Source organism: Paenibacillus abyssi (assembly GCF_014640295.1).
Lineage (GTDB): Bacteria > Bacillota > Bacilli > Paenibacillales > Paenibacillaceae > Paenibacillus_D > Paenibacillus_D abyssi.
In genome coordinates, this window is record NZ_BMGR01000018.1 from 1 (window position 1) to 18,664 (window position 18,664).

At 50.7% G+C, this 18,664-nt stretch carries 20 protein-coding genes and 1 tRNA gene; 10 read left to right on the plus strand and 11 right to left on the minus strand.

The genetic code is table 11. From position 1 onward, the window contains the following. Positions 1-1,569, plus strand: a 1,569-nt coding sequence (locus IEW11_RS21620) for an ATP-binding protein (RefSeq protein WP_373289364.1), incomplete at its 5' end; no start/stop codon positions are given. Positions 1,570-1,601: 32 nt separating this feature from the next. Here IEW11_RS21620 and IEW11_RS21625 read toward each other — a convergent pair. Both IEW11_RS21625 and IEW11_RS21630 read right to left on the minus strand, forming a co-directional pair. Further along, positions 1,602-2,639, minus strand: a complete 1,038-nt coding sequence (locus IEW11_RS21625) for a YkvI family membrane protein (protein ID WP_188533255.1) — start codon at positions 2,637-2,639, stop codon at positions 1,602-1,604. A 144-nt stretch (positions 2,640-2,783) separates the two neighbouring features. Beyond that, positions 2,784-3,491, minus strand: a complete 708-nt coding sequence (locus IEW11_RS21630; RefSeq protein WP_188533169.1) for a hypothetical protein — start codon at positions 3,489-3,491, stop codon at positions 2,784-2,786. 189 nt (positions 3,492-3,680) lie between these two features. Between IEW11_RS21630 and IEW11_RS21635 the strand changes: the two genes are divergently transcribed. The 5 genes from IEW11_RS21635 to IEW11_RS21655 all read left to right on the plus strand — a co-directional run bounded on the left by IEW11_RS21635 (position 3,681) and on the right by IEW11_RS21655 (position 5,951). Continuing rightward, positions 3,681-4,250, plus strand: coding sequence for a xanthine phosphoribosyltransferase (locus tag IEW11_RS21635; RefSeq protein ID WP_188533170.1), 570 nt, complete (start codon positions 3,681-3,683; stop codon positions 4,248-4,250). An 83-nt stretch (positions 4,251-4,333) separates the two neighbouring features. Then, positions 4,334-4,660 (plus strand): hypothetical protein, encoded by a 327-nt coding sequence (locus IEW11_RS21640; RefSeq protein WP_188533171.1) that lies wholly within the window; start codon positions 4,334-4,336, stop codon positions 4,658-4,660. A gap of 123 nt (positions 4,661-4,783) precedes the next feature. Continuing rightward, entirely contained in the window at positions 4,784-4,999 is a 216-nt protein-coding gene (locus IEW11_RS21645; RefSeq protein ID WP_188533172.1) for a hypothetical protein, read from the plus strand. Positions 5,000-5,046: 47 nt separating this feature from the next. After that, positions 5,047-5,490 carry a TFIIB-type zinc ribbon-containing protein gene (locus IEW11_RS25395; protein WP_188533173.1) on the plus strand — a complete coding sequence of 148 codons (444 nt, stop codon included), beginning with the start codon at positions 5,047-5,049 and terminating at the stop codon, positions 5,488-5,490. Positions 5,491-5,675: 185 nt separating this feature from the next. Then, complete coding sequence (locus IEW11_RS21655; RefSeq protein WP_188533174.1) at positions 5,676-5,951, plus strand: hypothetical protein; 276 nt, start codon at positions 5,676-5,678, stop codon at positions 5,949-5,951. Positions 5,952-6,018: 67 nt separating this feature from the next. Here the strand turns inward: IEW11_RS21655 and IEW11_RS21660 are convergent, their stop codons facing one another. Next, positions 6,019-6,978 (minus strand): cation diffusion facilitator family transporter, encoded by a 960-nt coding sequence (locus IEW11_RS21660; RefSeq protein ID WP_188533175.1) that lies wholly within the window; start codon positions 6,976-6,978, stop codon positions 6,019-6,021. Positions 6,979-7,122: 144 nt separating this feature from the next. On the opposite strand from IEW11_RS21660, the gene IEW11_RS21665 reads away from it, so the two are divergent. Then, entirely contained in the window at positions 7,123-7,728 is a 606-nt protein-coding gene (locus IEW11_RS21665) for a DedA family protein (RefSeq protein ID WP_188533176.1), read from the plus strand. Between the two features lie 128 nt (positions 7,729-7,856). On the opposite strand, the gene IEW11_RS21670 is transcribed toward IEW11_RS21665, so the two are convergent. The 4 genes from IEW11_RS21670 to IEW11_RS21685 form a co-directional block, all read right to left on the minus strand. After that, positions 7,857-8,186 (minus strand): acetyl-CoA acetyltransferase, encoded by a 330-nt coding sequence (locus tag IEW11_RS21670; protein WP_188533177.1) that lies wholly within the window; start codon positions 8,184-8,186, stop codon positions 7,857-7,859. A gap of 134 nt (positions 8,187-8,320) precedes the next feature. Then, positions 8,321-8,491: a hypothetical protein gene (locus IEW11_RS21675; RefSeq protein ID WP_188533178.1), complete on the minus strand. Its 171-nt coding sequence runs from the start codon at positions 8,489-8,491 to the stop codon at positions 8,321-8,323. A gap of 153 nt (positions 8,492-8,644) precedes the next feature. Further along, positions 8,645-9,214 (minus strand): stalk domain-containing protein, encoded by a 570-nt coding sequence (locus IEW11_RS21680; RefSeq protein ID WP_188533179.1) that lies wholly within the window; start codon positions 9,212-9,214, stop codon positions 8,645-8,647. 190 nt (positions 9,215-9,404) lie between these two features. Next, positions 9,405-9,491, minus strand: a tRNA-Leu gene (locus IEW11_RS21685). 253 nt (positions 9,492-9,744) lie between these two features. Here IEW11_RS21685 and IEW11_RS21690 point away from each other — a divergent pair. Further along, entirely contained in the window at positions 9,745-10,530 is a 786-nt protein-coding gene (locus IEW11_RS21690; RefSeq protein ID WP_188533180.1) for a divergent polysaccharide deacetylase family protein, read from the plus strand. Here IEW11_RS21690 and IEW11_RS21695 read toward each other — a convergent pair. Beyond that, positions 10,498-11,208, minus strand: a complete 711-nt coding sequence (locus tag IEW11_RS21695; protein ID WP_373289366.1) for an N-acetylmuramoyl-L-alanine amidase family protein — start codon at positions 11,206-11,208, stop codon at positions 10,498-10,500. The genes IEW11_RS21690 and IEW11_RS21695 overlap by 33 nt on opposite strands. 152 nt (positions 11,209-11,360) lie before the next feature. On the opposite strand from IEW11_RS21695, the gene IEW11_RS21700 reads away from it, so the two are divergent. Then, a complete protein-coding gene (locus IEW11_RS21700) occupies positions 11,361-11,561 on the plus strand; it encodes a YqzE family protein (protein ID WP_188533181.1) in 201 nt (66 codons plus the stop codon). A gap of 88 nt (positions 11,562-11,649) precedes the next feature. Here the strand turns inward: IEW11_RS21700 and IEW11_RS21705 are convergent, their stop codons facing one another. The 3 genes from IEW11_RS21705 to IEW11_RS21715 form a co-directional block, all read right to left on the minus strand. Then, entirely contained in the window at positions 11,650-12,591 is a 942-nt protein-coding gene (locus tag IEW11_RS21705) for a hypothetical protein (RefSeq protein ID WP_188533182.1), read from the minus strand. 169 nt (positions 12,592-12,760) lie between these two features. Next, positions 12,761-13,717: a YqhG family protein gene (locus IEW11_RS21710; protein ID WP_188533183.1), complete on the minus strand. Its 957-nt coding sequence runs from the start codon at positions 13,715-13,717 to the stop codon at positions 12,761-12,763. Next, a complete protein-coding gene (locus IEW11_RS21715) occupies positions 13,714-15,540 on the minus strand; it encodes a DEAD/DEAH box helicase (RefSeq protein WP_188533184.1) in 1,827 nt (608 codons plus the stop codon). The genes IEW11_RS21710 and IEW11_RS21715 overlap by 4 nt, the downstream gene beginning before the upstream one ends. A 277-nt stretch (positions 15,541-15,817) precedes the next feature. Here IEW11_RS21715 and IEW11_RS21720 point away from each other — a divergent pair, with 277 nt between their 5' ends. Beyond that, positions 15,818-18,430 carry an adenosylcobalamin-dependent ribonucleoside-diphosphate reductase gene (locus IEW11_RS21720; protein WP_188533185.1) on the plus strand — a complete coding sequence of 871 codons (2,613 nt, stop codon included), beginning with the start codon at positions 15,818-15,820 and terminating at the stop codon, positions 18,428-18,430. Positions 18,431-18,664 lie beyond the last annotated feature (234 nt).

An 18,664-nucleotide genomic window follows, 5' to 3' on the forward strand; every position in this document is an offset into this window, starting at 1 on the left:
GCCGCCGCCCAGGCCGCCCGCGGGCGCGGCCGCGGCGAGCCCGCCGCCGCAGCGCCGACGCCAGCGGCGCGGCTGCACGAGCGCGAGCGCCGCGTCGCTGGCGCGCTCGCCGCGCTGTTGCGCCAGCCGCAGGCGGCTTGGGCGGCGCTGCTGGCGCAGCCGCCTGCGGCTGATGCGGCTGACGCGCGCGAGCGGCTGCGCGAAGCAGTCGACGCGCAGCTAGACGCATTCCGCGATGCGCAGGCCCTTGCCTCGCAGCGCGAGGAGCTGGCGCACGAGCTGCAGCGCTTGCGTGCGCTTGAACAGGCACGCGGCGAATCCGAAGCCGCCGCACGCCGGCATGTGCAGCGCCTGGAGGAACAGTGGCGCGCCTGGCTCGCAGATCGCCGGCTTCCCGAGACGTTATCGCCTGAAGCGGCATTGGAAGTATTCGAGCTGGCGGAGCAGGGGATGCAGCAGCTGCAGTCGCTGCGACGCATTACGGGGAAGCTTGCAGAGATCGATCGCGAGCTGGCCGCTTTTGAGGCTGCGGTGTCCAGGCTGTGCGCCGACCATGCGCAATCGCATCGCCAGCTGTCTCCCGATCCGGTAACCGCGCTTCGCATGCTCTTAATCGAGCTTCACAAACAATCGGAAGCGGCTGGTGACGCCGCAAGGCTTCGCAAGCAGTATGTGGAACTGGAGACAGAGCTAAAGGCATGTAACCAGCAGCTGGCAGCACTGTACTCTGCGGCTTCCAACTGGTTTGAGGAGGCGGAGGTGGAAGGCGAGTCTGCGTGGAGAGAGCTGCTCGCCCATGCAGGCAGAGCCAATGAGCTGGATGCGGAACGGATTCGCTTGGAGGTGGAGATCGGTGCCGGCATGCAGCCGGACAAGCGGGAGCGGCTGGAGCAGCTGCTTCAGCAGGCGGATCGTGAAGAACTGCTCGTCCAACGTGAAGCTGCCCAGCGCGAACTGAAACAGGCGGAAGAGGAGCGCAAGCAGCTGCTCGAGCTTAGTGGACGATTGCGCCAATCGCTTGAACAGCTTGCAGGCCGTCAGGATTCCCATCAACTCCTGGCTGAGCGGGAGCGTTTGATGGCGGCACTCGGACAGAATTACGATCGCTATGCGGTGTTAACCCTGGCAAGCGCCCTGATCGAATCGACCAAGAGCAAGCTGGAAGAGGAGAGGGAGCCTGAAGTGATGAAAGCAGCTTCCCGTTATATGTCCATCATGACCGGAGGCCGGTATCAGCGGATTATGACGGCGCTTGGCCAGCCGACGATCCGGCTCGAAACAGCGGACAGGCGACTGGTGGAAGCGGAGTATTTAAGCCGTGGAACGGCTGAACAGCTTTATTTATCGATGCGTTTTGCGCTTGCCGATGCGGTTGCGCCTGCAGTTGCGTTACCCGTTCTGCTTGACGATGTGTTCGTCAACTTTGATATTGATCGCCTGACGGCCGCCTCCCATGTAATCCAGACACTGTCGGAGCGTCATCAAGTCATTCTGCTAACATGCCATGATCATGTGAAAGATACACTGAGCAGGCAGATTCCTGAAGCCCGTATCCTCTCGCTGAGCTAAAGATAGACTGGCGACAGCAGCAGGCAGCGGTTTCACAGCTTTGTCTGCTGCTGTCTGATCATAAGTACCAGCCAGCCGAGGCTGATCAGGCCGAAGATCGGATAGAGGGTGGAGAGCAGAACGCCGAAGCCGACTTGGCTGAGCAGGAAACAGAACAGCAGAATGAGCAGAATGATCAGCTCGCGGGGCCATTTCAACTTTTCCTGCAGCTGGAGGCTCAGTCCATATACATCGGCGATCAGGGTCGTGAATATTTCAGAGAAAATAAGAAAAATATAGATCCACTGCACACTCTGTGCGAGCTGCCTGGCAATGCCGCCCATCGGGATAGCGAACTGTGTAATGCCCGGCATATGTACTGACAGTGCGATATGGCCGACCAACAGCATGAAGCCGATGCCGATCCCGCCGATCCAGGCTCCGACTATAATCGTCTTGCGATCTTTGATCTCCGCGCCCAGCGGTACGAGGACCGCTTGAGCCATCGACAAATTAAAGGCGGTGTAAAGAAACGGAGAAGCCCATGCCGCGAATGGGGAGTAATCGCTTGTCAGCAGCAGCCACCGGTCCGATCCGGGCGTTTTCAGTGTATCGATCATGACTAATACGGTAAAAAACAGCATGATGGGAACGACGATCGCATTGACAGTCAGAATGGCATTTAACCCTTTGCGCAGCAGGAAGAAGCAGGCGAACAAGGTGACGAGCAGTCCGGATTGATAAGAGACACCAAGATGCTCTGAGAAAATAGAGCCTGCGCCGGCCAGCATGACCGCTGTGACGCCAAGCAGCACGACAAGCATAAAATAGCTGATTAATTGTCCATAACGGGGACCGAAGAGGACTTTGTTCAGATCTACATAGGATTTGGCGGAAATTTCATTGGCGATCAGCATCATCTTGGCTCCAAGCCAGATGAACATAGCGGTGGACAGCAGAATTGACAATGCGCCGATAAAACCAAAACGGGTGAAAAACTGCAATATTTCCTGCCCGCTGGCAAACCCGGCGCCAACAACTGTACCCATATACGTTAATGCGACCTGCAACACTCTTCCTGTTCGTTTCATCATCACGTCCGTCCCTTCGTTCATTCCTCTTTAATAAGGTATGTCCGAGTAGGGACAGGCATGACATCTAACAAAAAACCAACGCATCGCCGGCTATACCCTGTAAGGGATACGAAGCGCGGAAGATTGCGTTGGCTGATTAAGTCAAGCTCTTACAAACAATTTGATGGACAATATTTCACCGTTTCTCGGATCCAGATCGAGCTTAAGCAGCGCTCCGCTGGCTCCATAGCTAAGCACATTTGCCGTTTGGCTTGTTGGCTTGCCGATCGATTGTATGGCCGCTTCACCTTTTTGCCCGATACGTAAGCCGTTTAACCCGGTCATCACGGAAGAATCATAGATCTCGATAAATTTTAGCTTGTCTTGTGCGTCAAAGCCGACCGAGAAGCCGTTGTATTCGCTCACATGAATTGTTTCGTTTTCATCTACCAGCTGATAAGCATCCAGCGGCTGTCCGAATCGTTCATTGATCGTTTCCAAACGGTCTCCTATGGCCATTCCATTTAGCTTGGGAAGCGTCCGATCCCATTTTGCCTCCTGCTCGGGTTGTTCGTCAGGTTTGGAACCGGTTTTGACATTCTCGCCCGTGCCCTGCGCCTTTGCGCTTTGATCGGGTGGCGTTATTACTTTTGTGTCATCGGCGATGCCTTCTTTTTGAAGCATATTATAAGACTGTTGAGGGCTTATCTGTTCCCGCAGCCCTGTGGTTTCAGTGATGGATGGAGCGGCGGACGGTCCCGCTGCTTGCCCGGTAAGAGAACTTGGAAGGTCTGAGCAACCTGCGATTGTTAGGATAAATAAAACCGCTGCCGCGGATTGTGACAGCTGTTTGGCCATGTGTCTCATCACATCGGATCCCCACCTTCTGCCGGAAAATGTCGAATTTCTCCGACTCTATATAACTAGACGTTTAAACAAGGGAAAAAGTTGCATCCGCCCATTATATTTTTGGGGTTGCACGCAACCATGAGTTGCGGAAACAGCCTTACCTATGGTAATTTAACGAAAAGGGTCTACGGTGAAGGGAATGTGAGAACGATGGAAAAATTAAAAGAGAGAATATTAAGCGAAGCATCGATTTTGTCAAGCGATGTGTTGAAGCTGGATGGTTTGCTTAACCATCAGGTAGATCCTGAACTGACGATGGAGATGGGAAGGGAATTTGCACGTCTTTATGCGGAAGAGCGAATCACAAAAGTCATTACCGTTGAGTCCTCGGGTATTCCTGTCGCATTTGCGACTGCATTGACCCTCGGGGTGCCGCTGGTGTTTGCCCGCCGCAAGAAAACGCTGATCGCCGATCCGGACGCGCTGACTGAGCGTGTGCCTTCATTTACAAAAGGAATCGTCACTGATATTATGGTGTCCAGGCAATACCTGATGCCGCAGGATCGTGTCTTGTTTATAGACGATATTATTGCCAATGGCGATGCCGCCCGCGGATTGATCAAGATCATTGAACGCTCCGGCGCCCAGCTTGCCGGTCTTGGCATCGTAGTGGAGAAATCATTTCAGGCTGGAGCCCGGACGCTGAGGGAACAGGAGATTCGGGTGGAGTCGCTCGTGCGTATCGCATCGCTTGAAGGCGGAAAAATTACGTTTGCGTAGAAAGTTCCAGTCAACCATCTCTTTTCTCGCGAGGCTTTTTACTTTATAATAGTTATTAAGTGGCTGAGGGGAGGCAGAAGGATATGAATAAATTTGAGATTTCCGTTGATTTTTTTGAGACGAAGTTGACCGATGCCAAAGTGCATTTCGAGCGTGCTCTGGATTGCAAACATACCGAGTTTGATGATCTTTATCCGTATATGATCGAGCACCCGCAGTTTTTTTGGTACAAACGTTATGTCGCGTGGTCTGAGCTGTTGACGGTAGTTAAGCTTTGCGAGGAACTTAATTTCGGGTGGCGTGAACAGTTCACGGAACGTCAGGCCGAGTATATCTCGAATCGTGTCATGTCTTCCCGCGTGTTAGATGAATGGTATGAGACGAACGATTCGAAAGAGCATGTAGGTTAAGCGAGTTAGTCCGCACTCATTGATAGGGATACACAAGGGACCTCTAGCGCCGGATTTTGCGGCGAAGGGGTCTCTTTGCTATAATAAAGAAGTGCAGCAAGAGCTAAAGGAAGGGGATTCGCCTTGATCACCGATGAGCAACTGGATGATTTACGGGTAACGGGAACCAAGGTCCGCGTCGTGCGCGACCATCTTGAAATGAACGACGTTGTCGGCATTGTGGTGGCCTGGGATGATGAGCAGGTTATGGTTCGAAGGCCGAACCGGCGAATCGTAAAGCTTAGCCGCAGTTATCGTTACGAGCTTGCATCGGAAGAACGCGGAGAGCCTGTTGAATGAAACAAGCAATAGAAAGTAACTAAAGATAATGTCGGAGGTGTATCGATATGAAATGTCCGATATGTGAAGATGTAAGAATGCGTGAGGTTGAGAAGGACGGTGTTCTTATTGACGTTTGTCCGGATTGCAAAGGGGTCTGGCTGGACCGTGGAGAGCTGGATAAGCTGATGAAGGGTGTTCGGGAGATGCGTCAGGAACTGGAAGAATGGGAGCAGCAGCCTCCTGTCCAGCCAGGATACGCAATGCCGCCGCAGGGCGGGGTTGGCACGCCGCCTCCACAGCCTGGTTACGGAAACCAGCCTGGATATGGACATCCGCCGGCCAACCAAGGACAGTATGGCACGCCGCCAGCTAATTATGGTAGTTATGATAATCGGGGATATGACCAGCGTACGCATAATCAAGGTCAATACGGCTATGATAAACGCGGCTATCCTTATAAGAAGAAAAAGAAAACGGTACTGGATGTTTTTGGAGACCTCTTCGATTAATAACTTCATAAATAAGCAAATAAAAGACCCGAGCGGGTCTTTTTTTGTTGTTTAGCCAGAAAATTATGCATAACGGTCATCAGCGCGCTATTTTGTTTTATTTTGGCGGAAGTGGGTAATAACATCTAAATGGAATGCATACTCTAGTAGAAATACTAAATTTTGCAGATGAGAGGTTGATATAGATGATGAACCACACTATAATGAACAACACTAAAATGAAAGAATATTTGGAAGAGTTGTTCGAGACGACTGGAGATTTATTATACCGGGTACGAATCTACGATAAGGATTTGCAGAATTCGGAAGAGATTATGGCGATGGACGACGCTTATTCCACGATTGAGAAATCGAAGTGGATGATGCACAATGAAATCTGGCTTGAGAAAACGATCGATAAGCTGAAGAACATGAGATACAGGCTGCTCACGATGATGGAGAATTTATTGTATACTGCTTAAGTCTTGAATGTATGAACAGATAGACGCCACTCATACAAGGAGTGGCGTCTATCTTTGTGTTGGCCGGCTAATTAACCGGCCATGATTTTATTCCATTGTCTTCGATTAACCCAACGTTTACATCCGATATATCCGGATCAGCAAGCAGTTTGCTGCGGACAAGCAATTTAATGTCACTTGCATCTGCAAGCGTCATGTCGGGATGAAGCTCAATGGACGCTTCGACATGATAAGTGCGACCTTCCTGCGTAATGCGCAGCCTGTATATATCCTTAACTTCGGGTTGAGTGAGAATTAAGGAGGCAACCCGCTCCTCAACATCCTTTGGAGCAGCTACACCAATTAAGCCGACCATGTTGTCATATCCGACTTTGAAAGCTACGCCGATCATCAAAAATCCGATCAAGATTGTTGCGATGCCATCCAACGCTTTCACGTCTGAAACTTGGGTGATGATGACTGCGACAAGAGCAAATACCGCGCCGAGTGTTGCAACAATATCCTCATAGAACACAAGTCTTGTCGGCGGCGCAGCCCGCCCGGCGTTACGGAACGCTGCCGGGAGAATGGATAGGCCTTTGGCGGTTACGCGGGTCTCTTTCAAAATTTCTTTCATCGCCTTAAGCAGGATGGCTCCGTCGATTATAATCGCAATCATTAGTACCACGAAGTTAATCCAGAAGTTCGTGGCTTCTTCGGGGTATTGAAGCAATTTGAAGCCTTTGAGTATCGTTTCATAAGCCATGATCGTGACAACGATAACCGCTATCATACAGAACAGATTAATGACTCTTCCGAACCCGGTAGGGAAACGCCGTGATGGCTTTCGTTCCGCCAGCACGCTCCCTATAAAGACAAAACCTTGATTTACCGCATCGGCGACTGAATGCATAGCGGAAGCAAACATCGTACCGCTGCCGCTTACGGATGCGGCGATCGCTTTAATGATAGCCAGCCCCGTGTTTCCTAATGCGGCAGTAGCCGAAGAGGTATTGCCTTTTTTGATTAGCCCGATCCAATTGCCCACATATGCGCCTCCTAATTAACCTGCTATATTAGTATAGAACATTTAATATTTAACCACAATTTCACAATTTAATCTTGTTATTGCAAACATGATGTTTTTATAATAGTGTTGTAACAATGTGTATCATATAAACTGAGGTGAAAGATGGAACAAATTTTATTGGATTTTATCGAGTTTTTTAAACAATTGTCGTACGCCGGAATTATGATTGCCTTAACGTTTGAATTCGTGCCTGCCGAGTTAGTGCTCCCGTTAGTAGGATATTGGGTCTATCTTGGGGATATGAATTTATATTGGGCTATTCTTGCAGGCAGTATCGGAGGCGTGTTAGGTCCTCTTACGTTATATGCTTTGGGCAGATATGGCGGTAGGCCGCTGGTATTAAAATTCGGCAAATACTTCTTCATCCGGGAGAAGGAAATGGATAAGGCGGATCGGTTCTTTCAAAAGTATGGCGCAGGGGTTGCATTTTTCGGCCGTTTCATTCCGGGGGTACGCACCGCGATCTCGATTCCATGCGGCATCGCCAAGATGAATGTATGGAAATTCTCGATTTACACGTTTTGCGCTATGCTGCCAATTACGGCCTTGTATGTAGTGCTCGGCATGAAATTCGGTCCCCAATGGCGTGAGGTAGGGGCGCTCGCAAAATCTTATTTGATGCCTGTCAGTATTGTAGTTATAGCTATTTTGTTAGTCTTTATTGCATATAAAATGTGGACGAATAAGAAAAAGAAAGTACAGTCTTGATTCCAGTCAAACACGAAACAGCCCTATGCGCCGCCGGGTAGAATGGCGTTTAGAGCTGTTTTTTCGTTTGATCGTGGTACAGAAGTGCATCTTATGCCCGCCGGCTGCCTGATAACAGCCCATCCAGGCTAAGTATAAAGTAATGTAATGACAAGCAGCTCGTAGAGAACAAGGGGCAATATCACATTATCATAGTAACCGGAAGGGAAGAAAGGGCTGAAAAAGCGTTGATCGTGAACATGCGGATGTGATGCGGAAACCATCACATACACACACCCGCCTTTAATATCAACGATGTAACCCTCACATATAAATCCGTCAAATGTCTGGATTCGTACACGTTGATTTACGCATTTACTGCACACTTCCTTTATTTTCTCCCTCATCTGCATGAGATTATTTATCATATTCGAATCGGCTTGATGAACCACTTGCTGCTGAACCTGCTTGTTCTCCATGTCAATTAGACCTCCGCATAACATGTATTTCTACAGCATATGCGAATGCCTATTGATGGGTTCTACAAGGTTACGCTTAGTCAACCGGTGTGCGATCATATTTAGGCTTCTTTGCATTTTGCCATTATTATTGCTTATTGCTTTAATTTTTTATAACGATTAAGGCCGATAACGCCAAGCGCAACTCCGATCACTAAAAAGGCGATGCCGACCGCTTTGTTCAAATACATGTAATCTACCACACCAAATACAATAAAAAATAAACCGACAACGGATAGCAAAAGCGGATTTTGTTTCTGTTTCATCAGGCACCTCGAATTGTTTTATACGATTTTAGCATATCGAATGCATGAATGGGAAGTAAATTGACATGATATGCGCATCGTATCGTGTTCAAGCACGAAACAAAAAATCCCCTACAGGCCTTGGCGGCCGGCAGGGGATAAAACTGACGTGTATTATTCCTCAAAACCGGTGATGATCCATTTATCCGACAGCTCGGTTTCGGAAATATCACCGTTTAGGTAGTCGATGTAATCATTCGTTAAAATGGAGATCGTGCCTATCTCCACATACTCGTCACCCTCATAAGATTCATAGATCACCATGGAATAATCGGCCCCGAATCCGACAAGCAGTTCGAAAATCATCTCAATATTAGCCGAGTCAGCTTCGATACCATCGATTTGTGTAAATGATACTCCAGCGGTTGTTTCTCCCGCTTCTTCAACGATCGCCAGGTCTTGGCCGCCATACTCGTTGATTTCCAATACGGTCTCAGCCGCATTGAACGAGTAGCTGTCAACTGTGACTGTATTGGTCTTTTTCGTGTAGCCTACTTCAGCGCCCAGCAATTCAGCCGCAGCCCGCAAAGGAACGTAAGTGACCCCTTTAATCAGGATCGGATCAACCTTGGCAACGCTGCCATTTACAATCAGCGTCATTTTTGTTGCAGCATAACTTCCTGCAGCAACCGACAACAGTAAGGCCAATGAGATGATGGTGGATAAAAAGATTTTTTTTTTCATTTTTCCGCTCCTTAGTGATCTCCATCGGATGAAGGTATGACTTCATTTCATCATTATATGATACATAATGTATCGATTATAAGGCGAAAGATAAATAGATGTCAATTTTTATTCCTGCAAAATGATTAATTTCTTGATTATTCCATACAAAAAAGCCCTTGATATATCAAGGGCTCACTGTGTTTGAAGTTGGTGCGGTCGAGAGGACTCGAACCTCCACGGCTGTTACACCACTAGAACCTGAATCTAGCGCGTCTGCCAATTCCGCCACGACCGCATATGAAGTTGTGTCATGCGATTTCACTGCTTGGGTCTCGCAATCACGTTTTTTATATTAGCATGGGCCAAAGGTGAAGTCAAGCGATCGTTCAATGTTCTTTCAAAGTTGGAATTTTCACGCAATACACATAACTTCAGAGCTCGATAATATGACAAAGCAGGGTTGTGCCGGCCGCATACATATTTTACCGATCTATGTCGCACAATGAGGATACTACGATACACAATAAGAGAAAAGAGGGCCCAATTACATGCAAAGGATAACAATAGGCGTATTGGCCGCTGTTCTTGTCATCAGTACTATGACAGGAGCGGGCATGCCAAAAACAGACAAACAGGAGAAGCTGGTTGCCATCGTCATTGACGATTTCGGCAACCGCATGAGCGGGACGGAGGAAATGCTTAAGCTGCCGATCCCTTTGACAATGGCAATCATGCCATTCATGCCGACGACGAAGCAGGATGCGGAAGCCGCTTTTCAACGAGGACATGATGTCATCGTTCACTTGCCGATGGAACCGAATAAAGGCAAGCGGGAGTGGCTGGGCCCCGGTGCGATTACAACTGATCTTAGCGATGAAGAGATAAGGAAACGGGTCGAAGCGGCGATCGATGATGTTCCGCACGCCGTAGGGATGAATAACCATATGGGCTCCAAAGCTACGGCTGACGTACGGATCATGCGGGTCGTTCTTGGTGTCTGCAAGGAGAGAGGGTTGTTCTTCCTCGACAGCCGCACAACGTACAGAACAGTCGTCCCTCAGGTTGCCGCGGAGCTTGGCGTGCCGCTTTTGTCCAACAGCGTATTTTTGGATGACGTATCCACTTTAACCCACATTACCCGTCAGCTCGGAAAGCTAAGCGATGAATTGGAGTCGAATGCCGTCTGTATTGCGATCGGTCATGTGGGCACGCCCGGCAAAAAAACAGCTGCAGCAATCGAACAATCGATTCCAAAGCTGCAGTCCAAGGCCCGGTTCGCCCATGCAACGGAGCTGCTGCCCTCAGCCGCCCGTAACGATCAAATATTGCCTTAAGCCCGTCGCGATTGCTTCGGCAATATGGGTCTGTCCATGTGGATTCGTAAGCATCTTCAGGTCATCCGGATGGCTGATAAAGCCCATTTCAACGATGACCGCAGGCTGCTCCACCTTACGAAGCAGATAGAACGGTTTTCCGAGCCTTGGCAGCGTGCGGGTGCCCTGCTGGTTATTTAACGCATTTTGAATAAAAAAGGCCAGCAGGGCGCTGCGGCCCTCGCTCTGATGTAATACGACGGGCCCCTTCGCACTGCGGTTGCGGGACCAATTCACATGCAGGCTGACGAGCATACGGAGGTTGATCTCTTGGGACAGCTGGCTGCGCTGGGATAAATCACGTCCGTGCCGTGAGCGGGTAGCGTGCCAGCGATTGTCGTCGCTCAGCGCATAATCTGCGGTGCGGTTCATGACCGTACTGATGCCCTGCGCATTGAGCAGCAGATACAGCTTCTTGGCTACCGCCAGATTGATGTCTTTCTCCAGCACGCCGCCTTCATGGGTACCGCCGTCAATTCCGCCGTGTCCAACATCGATGAGAATCTCCGCCTCGGGAAGCGCCCACTGATCATCAAGCGGCTCCGCTTGGGCTTCGGGACACATATTCTTGCCGCATAAGCTCATTAGAAACATTAAACAACATAGGATTACACCTCTTTGAATCCGATAGCTCTTCAATTGTCTTCCCTCCAGGTGGTCTGGTCTGCTGCGTTGAATCACTTGTATGTTATAGCGTGACTCAATAATGGCAATCTCATGCATGTTTGTCCTTTGCTGTTTCCGGCCACACTAAGGATAGTAAAAGGCGATTGGAAAGGGGGGAATCCAGGATGGCGAAGAATGGAGCGGAATATGTAAAATATGTGACAGAACGCGTTGTTCATTATATGGAAACACCGAAAGAAGAAAGACACCGGCGTAGAGCGGAGGCGAAGGCGCATAAAGAGCCATGGTTAACACAATGGTTTGGCGTAGCGCCGCTCGGCTTAATGATATGGTGGAATGGCCGAAAAGGTCGGCAGCGCAAATAACCGCCTGCAGTATAAAGAGCCGGCCGGCATCCCGTGTCAAGATCCACGTGTGCCGGCCGGCTCATTGTACGCCAGCGGTTCTACTCGTTTAATCGTAAAAACTGCCTGCCCCTGTTAGAACGTGAGATGGAATGAAACGGGCGCCTTCCTGAGCAACGGCAATATATAACCGGCCATCATCCCACTGCTGATATCCGATCACGGGCCATACATATCGGACAGTCTTCCCGTAAGGCTCCGCGCTGTACCACACCTTCTTGCGCTGCTCCAGGAGAAGGGACACCTCATTTATGACATTGCCCTTTATCGGCGGTTTGGTTAACCAAGGAAATCGTTCATAAACATCAAAAGCCGGATTTAACTGTTTGGCAACAATGGTCGAAATTGGTGAAGCCGGCTTTTTTGAAGAAATTTCCGCATGTATCGTTTTCTTGACGGACTGGTCGGCTTTATCCCATTCCTTCTCTGAAATCGGCAAATATTCGCCCGTCTTCGCATCAAAATAATGAACCGTTTTTTGCTCCTGACGCATTGTAACTTTCCACACGGCCAGCAGGGGAGAGAGATACATTTGTTCCAACTCAAATAACGGGTTGTGATTATTATTTTGCGGCAAGCGCTTAGGATAAGTTGAAGGGATCAGTTCGAGCTGTACCATGGAGCTGTACAGCGGCTGCAGCGTAAACAACGGTTCTTTGCCATAACCGTATTCGCCTAATTGGTACCCGCCTTCAGGCTTGGCATGAACAACCATATAACCAAGCGGTGCATTGTCAGCGGTGAACGTAATGAGCCACCCGTGCGTGCCCGGGCCAAGAGCGGATATATGATACTCAGCAGATTTCCAGTCTTCAAAAGGCGGCTGCTTGGACAGCTCGTTCACCCAGAGGTCTACCTGCTGCTTGAGCCCGTTGTCCGCTGATAGGGCTGATTTGATGGCTGGAGGGTGCTCGTTCCGGGCTGCATAGACCGGATGGAGACTCGTAAAGAGCAGCACAGCAGCCGCATAGATCGGAATCCATTTGCGCATGATCGTCGTTTCACCTTCCTTACTAGTCGTTGCAAGCGATTGATTGTGTGAGCGTGTTACGTAATTGTATCGGACAAGCCCCGAAAAGGCTGTTGGAACCTGTCGCGCCCTCGCAGACGAGCAATGTTCTATTTTTGTTGGATTGCTGCGAACATCGTCTGAATAACCCCTAATCGATGCCGGCCAGATGAAAGATACCGCAGTTTATGGCAGATACAGTCACCCGGGGCCGGAACTGCCAGTCGATCTCAGCTTTGCGGTTATTGAATTGCTCCATGATCGCTTCGCGCCGTTCTTCCTCTGCCGATTCCAGGAGCGGTTCATAATAATGATTAACGACCTCCAGCTCTTCCTTAAGACGCGCGGCAGCGTCCTCAGCCCATCTGTAATCGTAGGTGCGAAGCTTTCGCTCCAACGTCGATTCTGCGATTGTAACGGCTTTGCCCAGTGTAATGCCATTACGGGTAAGATGGATGTTTGGCGGGAGCCGGGGCGTCATCTTCAGCGCGTTCAGCCGGTCCTGGAAATTCTCCACACACTGTCCGGTCGCCAGGGAGACGCCAAACGAATGCAGCTCCTCGCGTTTGCGGTCGCACTGAAACTCTACCCTCAGATTCACGCCAAGCCAAGGCGTATAAGCCGTAGACTCAAAAGGAGTGCTTGAGCGCGCGTCGGGCTCCTGAAACAGACAGACGTAGCTGCCGCTCGATTGGGCGGCATCGAACAGCTGCTCGAGCCTTTTTGAGCCGTAATACAAGTCCTCCCGCGGCATCCTGCCGGTAGCCAATGCGCCGCCATGCACAAAGCCGTAGGACCGGCTAAGCGCTGACTTTGCCGCTTCGTCAGTCCGGTTCATGCCGCCGGGATTGGCCGCCGTGCCGCTGGAGGCTGACTGTTCTTTCGCACTGTCGTATTTCTCCTTGTTGGTGACGAATAGATACGACATCGTCTCCGGCTCGGCGCCTGTCCGGTCAACGAAGCTCCAATAATAAGGCCGCCCGGTAAGCACCCGATCGGCTTCCGGAGACAGCTTAACCGTAAAATGATAGGGAGATTTCTCTATAATGCTGCAGTTTGTCGCATCGAGATAATGCTGGACGAACCGATGGATCTGCTTCGAATTCATGGTCTCACCTCCACAGTGCGGCTCACCTTGTCAAGCAGAACTCCGATGGCCGGCGCTTTGCTCTGTGCCTCGTCAGGTTCCGGGAGCGTCTCCATCACCTGTCCGATCGTTTGTCCGAGCTGATTAAAGCGGCTGCGCAGATCCTCCTGTCCGGACGCTTCAAGCATCATCTGCGCGATCTGCTTCTCGATCGGCTTATCCCCTTTTTCGAAACGTTCCAGGATGTGGTCCAGCTGGCCGATAACCAGCTCGAACAGATTGATTTTCTCGTGCAGCAGGCTGACGATATGCTCCTCGATCGTCCCGAGCGTACACAGGTTATAGATTTTGACGTCCTCGGTTTGCCCAAGGCGGTGCACGCGTCCGATCCGCTGCTCGACACGCATCGGGTTCCAAGGCAGATCAAAGTTGATCATATGGTGGCAGAACTGCAGGTTAATGCCTTCGCCGCCGGCTTCCGTTGCGATCAGCACCTGCGCCCGACCCCGGAACAGATCCATCATCCAATCCTTTTTGCCACGGTTCATGCCGCCCCGGTACGGTACGGCTACAAGGTCGTGGCTGCGGAAAAACTGCAGCAAGTACTCCTGTGTCGCCCGGTACTCGGTAAACAGAATGACCTTTTCGTTCATTTCGCGGATTAGCTCAAGGGCTTTCTCGGCTTTCGTATTTTCCTTGATCTGCCTGATGAACTCGACCAGCTCCCATATTTTCGGACGCATCGGAGAGTCCTCGGCTGTTTTCTTGAACAGATTGACCAAGGTGAGAAACACCGCGTCGCGGCTGCTGCACACTTCGCGCTGCAAGGTAACAAGGGAGAGCATGCTCGTCAGGTCACCGCCGCTTTCGTCATAGCGCTCCCGTACAAAGCCCGTCACAGCGTTATAGAGCGCCTGTTCTTCGGGGGAGAGCAGGAGCGGAACATTCTTCACGACACGTTTGGTAAAATGAATGCCGCCGTCGCCGCGCCGGTTGCGGATCATGACAGTGGATAATGCTTCCTGCAACTGGTCTTCATTTTTAGGAAGCCGCTTGTCAACGACAAAGTTCGCTGCGAATTCCCGCTGACCTCCGAGTTGACCGGGCTTTAGCAGGGTAATGAGGTTGTAGAGCTCGTCCAGATCGTTCTGCACCGGCGTGGCGGTGAGCAGCAGGCAGTATTTTTTGCGGAGCTGGGTGACGAACTGGTAGTTTGTTGTCTTCTTATTTTTAAGCTTGTGAGCTTCATCAATAATGATCAGGTCGTAGTCATTGCCCAGCAGAATATCGCGATGTGGATCCCGCTTGGCGGTATCGATCGAAGCGACCACAACGTCGTAGTGCCAGGTATGCTCTTTCTTTTGCGCGACGGCGGATATGCCGAACTTTTGGTTTAGCTCCCGCACCCACTGCAGGACGAGTGAAGCAGGGACAAGAATAAGCGCGCGTTTGACAAGTCCGCGCACCATATATTCTTTGAGCACAAGCCCGGCTTCGATGGTTTTGCCAAGTCCTACCTCATCGGCAAGAATGGCCCGTCCGCCCATCTCATGCAGCACCTTGCACGCTGTGCTGATTTGATGCGGCATCGGTTCGAAGGAAGGAAGACTGCGAATGCATTGTAATTCATCAAAACTTCCCACCAGACGGGACTGCCGGGCTTCAATCGCCAGTTGATAGAGGGTCCAATCGTCCCAAGGGCCGTTGCGCCCCAAGCGGGCTTGAAGTTCATCATGCCAGCCGCGATCGAACTGCAGATCTACCAGCGGGTGCAGCCTGTTCTTTGCATTTTGCTGTAAGGCGCGGCTTGGAATGGAGTTGGAATGTATAGGAGTGTCAGCCATGGATGGCTCCTTTCCAGATCAAGGAATCAGATATACTTAGTATGACCCCAATGCCAGGGAATCATAAGATCATGCTAAAAAAAGAGCAGCAGGAAGAAAACGAAAGCAAAGCGAATGTTGAATGGGGTTGTCTGAGTTATTTCGACAATTTCTTATTAGAATCCCAATATCTAGTGTAGTATAATGATAAATGCACACAATATATTGTATCGGTTACATATACTATATTTGACTTATTGTGGCGTAGATTCGGCAATTGACGGGAGGCGTTTGGTTAGTGGAAACAACTCGGAAGAATCGGTTGGAAGGCTTGAGCGAGAAAATATTCTTGGATCGGTATGCATGGAAGAACGCGGATACGAGCAAGACCAAGGTGGGTGATGTCGTATTGGTCTTGACGAAGGATGACCCGAAATTTCCTGCAAAGGAAGTAGGGGAAGTCATCGCCAGGGAAGGGAACCGGGTAACGGTTCGCACGCGCAGCGGAGAGAATGTCGATTCCACCGTAGAGAAGCTAACCTTAACAATAGAGAAAACACCTGAAGAAATGTGGAACCGCCTTGCAGCTGCAATGGCTTCGGTTGAAGAGACGAAGGAGAAGCAGCAGGAGTGGACGGAACGTTTCCGATATATTCTGGATGATTGGAAGCTCGTGCCTGGCGGACGGATTGCAGCCGGCGCAGGGGCAAGCGAAGAATTGACATTGTTTAACTGTTACGTTATTCCTTCGCCGCATGACAGCCGCGGGGGCATTATGACGACACTGACGGAGATGACGGAAATTATGGCGCGCGGGGGCGGAGTTGGTATCAACCTGTCGTCTTTGCGGCCAAGACGTTCGGTTGTCCAAGGCGTTAACGGTTCCTCGAGCGGTGCTGTATCATGGGGCGGGCTGTTCAGCTACACGACCGGCCTGATCGAGCAAGGCGGAAGCCGCCGCGGCGCATTGATGCTGATGATCAATGACTGGCATCCCGACGTTGAAGATTTTATTACAGTGAAGCAGACAATGGGTCAAGTGACGAACGCTAACCTTTCGGTATGCGTGAGCAATGATTTCATGCGCGCCGTGAAGGAGGATCTGGACTGGGATTTGGTGTTCCCGGACACGAAGGATCCGGAGTATGACAAGCTGTGGGACGGCGATCTGGAGAAATGGCGCCAGCTGGGCAAGAAAGTGATTCATTACCGCACGGTCAGAGCGCGCGATGTATGGCATACGATTATCGAGTCTGCGTGGAAATCGGCCGAGCCGGGTGTTGTCTTTATGGAATATTACAACCAGATGTCGAACAGCTGGTATTTTAATCCGATTATTTGTACGAATCCGTGCGGCGAGCAAGGCCTGCCGGGCTGGGGCGTTTGCAACCTCTCGGCGATGAACCTGTCGAAGTTCTATGATGAAGCCAATCATGATGTCGATTGGAAAGAGCTCTCGAAGGTGACGCGCTGGTCGGTGCGTTTCCTGGACAACGTCATTGACAAAACGCCTTATCATTTTGAAGAGAATGAAAAGAACCAGAAGAAGGAACGCCGCGTCGGCCTTGGCACAATGGGGCTGGCTGAGCTGATGATCAAGCTGGAGATCCGTTATGGCAGCCCGGAATCGCTTGAATTCCTGGATAAGCTGTATGGCTTCATCGCGAAGGAATCCTATCTGGCATCGACGGAGATTGCAGCAGAGAAGGGCTCATTCCCTGAATTCATCGCGGAGAAATATCTCCAAAGCGGTTTTATGAAAAACATGGCAGAAGTTTACCCTGAGGTAGGCGAAGCGGTCAGCAAGCGCGGTATCCGCAACGTAACGGTCATCACGCAGGCACCTACCGGAAGCACGGGCACCATGGTCGGCACGTCGACCGGTATTGAACCTTACTTTGCGTTTGAATATTTCAGACAGAGCCGGCTAGGCTTCGACAAGCAGCTCGTTCCGATCGCCCAGTCCTGGAAGGATGAGAATCCAGGCCAGGAGCTGCCGGATTACTTCGTCACAGCGATGGACTTGTCGGCGAAGGATCATATCCGTGTGCAAGCTGCGATCCAGCGTTGGGTCGACAGCTCCATCTCAAAAACGGCGAACTGCCCGAGCGATTTCACCGTCGAAGAGACTAAGGAGTTGTACGAGATGGCCTTCGATCTCGGCTGCAAAGGCGTGACCATCTACCGCGACGGCAGCCGTGATGTGCAGGTCCTGTCCACGGAGAAGAAAGATGGCGAGAAGGCAGCTGAGACTGCTGCTGAGAACACGACTGAGGCAGAGGTAGAAGCAATTAGTGCTGAACCGTTTTCGGCTCTGAATCAGGCGCTTAACAGCACGGTTGCGCCGCAGGAGGAGCTGGTATTCGACAAGCAGTACAAACGCCGTCCTCAGGTACTGCGCGGCGCGACCTACAAGGTAAACACGCCGTTCGGGATGGCATACATTACCATTAATGACCTGAACGGCTCACCGGCAGAGATTTTCCTAAATGTCGGCAAAGCCGGCTCCGACGTGTTCGCGATGGCCGAGGCGCTCGGCCGCGTCTGCTCGTTGTTCCTGCGTTACGGGGATCACGGCAACAAAGTGACGCTGTTGATCAAACATCTGAAGGGCATAGGCGGCAGCGGAGCAGTAGGCTTTGGCACGAACCGCGTCGAGTCGATCGCCGATGCGGTGGCCAAGTCGTTAGAGATTCATACCCAAGCTGGCGAAGAGTGGGCTGCAAGCGCTGAACCAGCGCCAGCGTTAAGCGCGACAGTCGAGGAAGAAGCCGTACACTTGGCAGCCGTTAAGTATAAAGCGGAGAACGCCTTGTCCCGGGACCTTTGCCCGTCATGCGGCTCCGCTTCCCTGCTGAACATCGAAGGATGTAAAACCTGCAGTAATTGTGGTTATAGTAAGTGCTCATAGGGTTAAAAAGTGACTAAGCGTGGTCATGTGTTTATGAGGAATCACCAAAGCTACCAAAATGAACACAACTGTTAATAATTTTGTATCACGAAAAGTGGAAGAAAATACGGATATACAACACAATGTATAAATATACACTTTGTATAAAGCATACATTGAAATGAATAAATATTTACCTCAGGGAGCGGTTAGGCAATTTGCCAACTGCTCTTTGCTTTGTTTTGAAGTGAAATT

Excerpts from the sequence above, each read along its gene's own strand:
- IEW11_RS21625 (WP_188533255.1), bottom strand. The coding sequence starts at position 2,639 with ATGAAACGAACAGGAAGAGTGTTGCAGGTCGCATTAACGTATATGGGT.
- IEW11_RS21635 (WP_188533170.1), top strand. The coding sequence starts at position 3,681 with ATGGAAAAATTAAAAGAGAGAATATTAAGCGAAGCATCGATTTTGTCA.
- IEW11_RS21640 (WP_188533171.1), top strand. The coding sequence starts at position 4,334 with ATGAATAAATTTGAGATTTCCGTTGATTTTTTTGAGACGAAGTTGACC.
- IEW11_RS25395 (WP_188533173.1), top strand. The coding sequence starts at position 5,047 with ATGAAATGTCCGATATGTGAAGATGTAAGAATGCGTGAGGTTGAGAAG.
- IEW11_RS21655 (WP_188533174.1), top strand. The coding sequence starts at position 5,676 with ATGATGAACCACACTATAATGAACAACACTAAAATGAAAGAATATTTG.
- IEW11_RS21665 (WP_188533176.1), top strand. The coding sequence starts at position 7,123 with ATGGAACAAATTTTATTGGATTTTATCGAGTTTTTTAAACAATTGTCG.
- IEW11_RS21670 (WP_188533177.1), bottom strand. The coding sequence starts at position 8,186 with ATGGAGAACAAGCAGGTTCAGCAGCAAGTGGTTCATCAAGCCGATTCG.
- IEW11_RS21675 (WP_188533178.1), bottom strand. The coding sequence starts at position 8,491 with ATGAAACAGAAACAAAATCCGCTTTTGCTATCCGTTGTCGGTTTATTT.
- IEW11_RS21680 (WP_188533179.1), bottom strand. The coding sequence starts at position 9,214 with ATGAAAAAAAAAATCTTTTTATCCACCATCATCTCATTGGCCTTACTG.
- IEW11_RS21690 (WP_188533180.1), top strand. The coding sequence starts at position 9,745 with ATGCAAAGGATAACAATAGGCGTATTGGCCGCTGTTCTTGTCATCAGT.
- IEW11_RS21700 (WP_188533181.1), top strand. The coding sequence starts at position 11,361 with ATGGCGAAGAATGGAGCGGAATATGTAAAATATGTGACAGAACGCGTT.
- IEW11_RS21705 (WP_188533182.1), bottom strand. The coding sequence starts at position 12,591 with ATGCGCAAATGGATTCCGATCTATGCGGCTGCTGTGCTGCTCTTTACG.
- IEW11_RS21710 (WP_188533183.1), bottom strand. The coding sequence starts at position 13,717 with ATGAATTCGAAGCAGATCCATCGGTTCGTCCAGCATTATCTCGATGCG.
- IEW11_RS21715 (WP_188533184.1), bottom strand. The coding sequence starts at position 15,540 with ATGGCTGACACTCCTATACATTCCAACTCCATTCCAAGCCGCGCCTTA.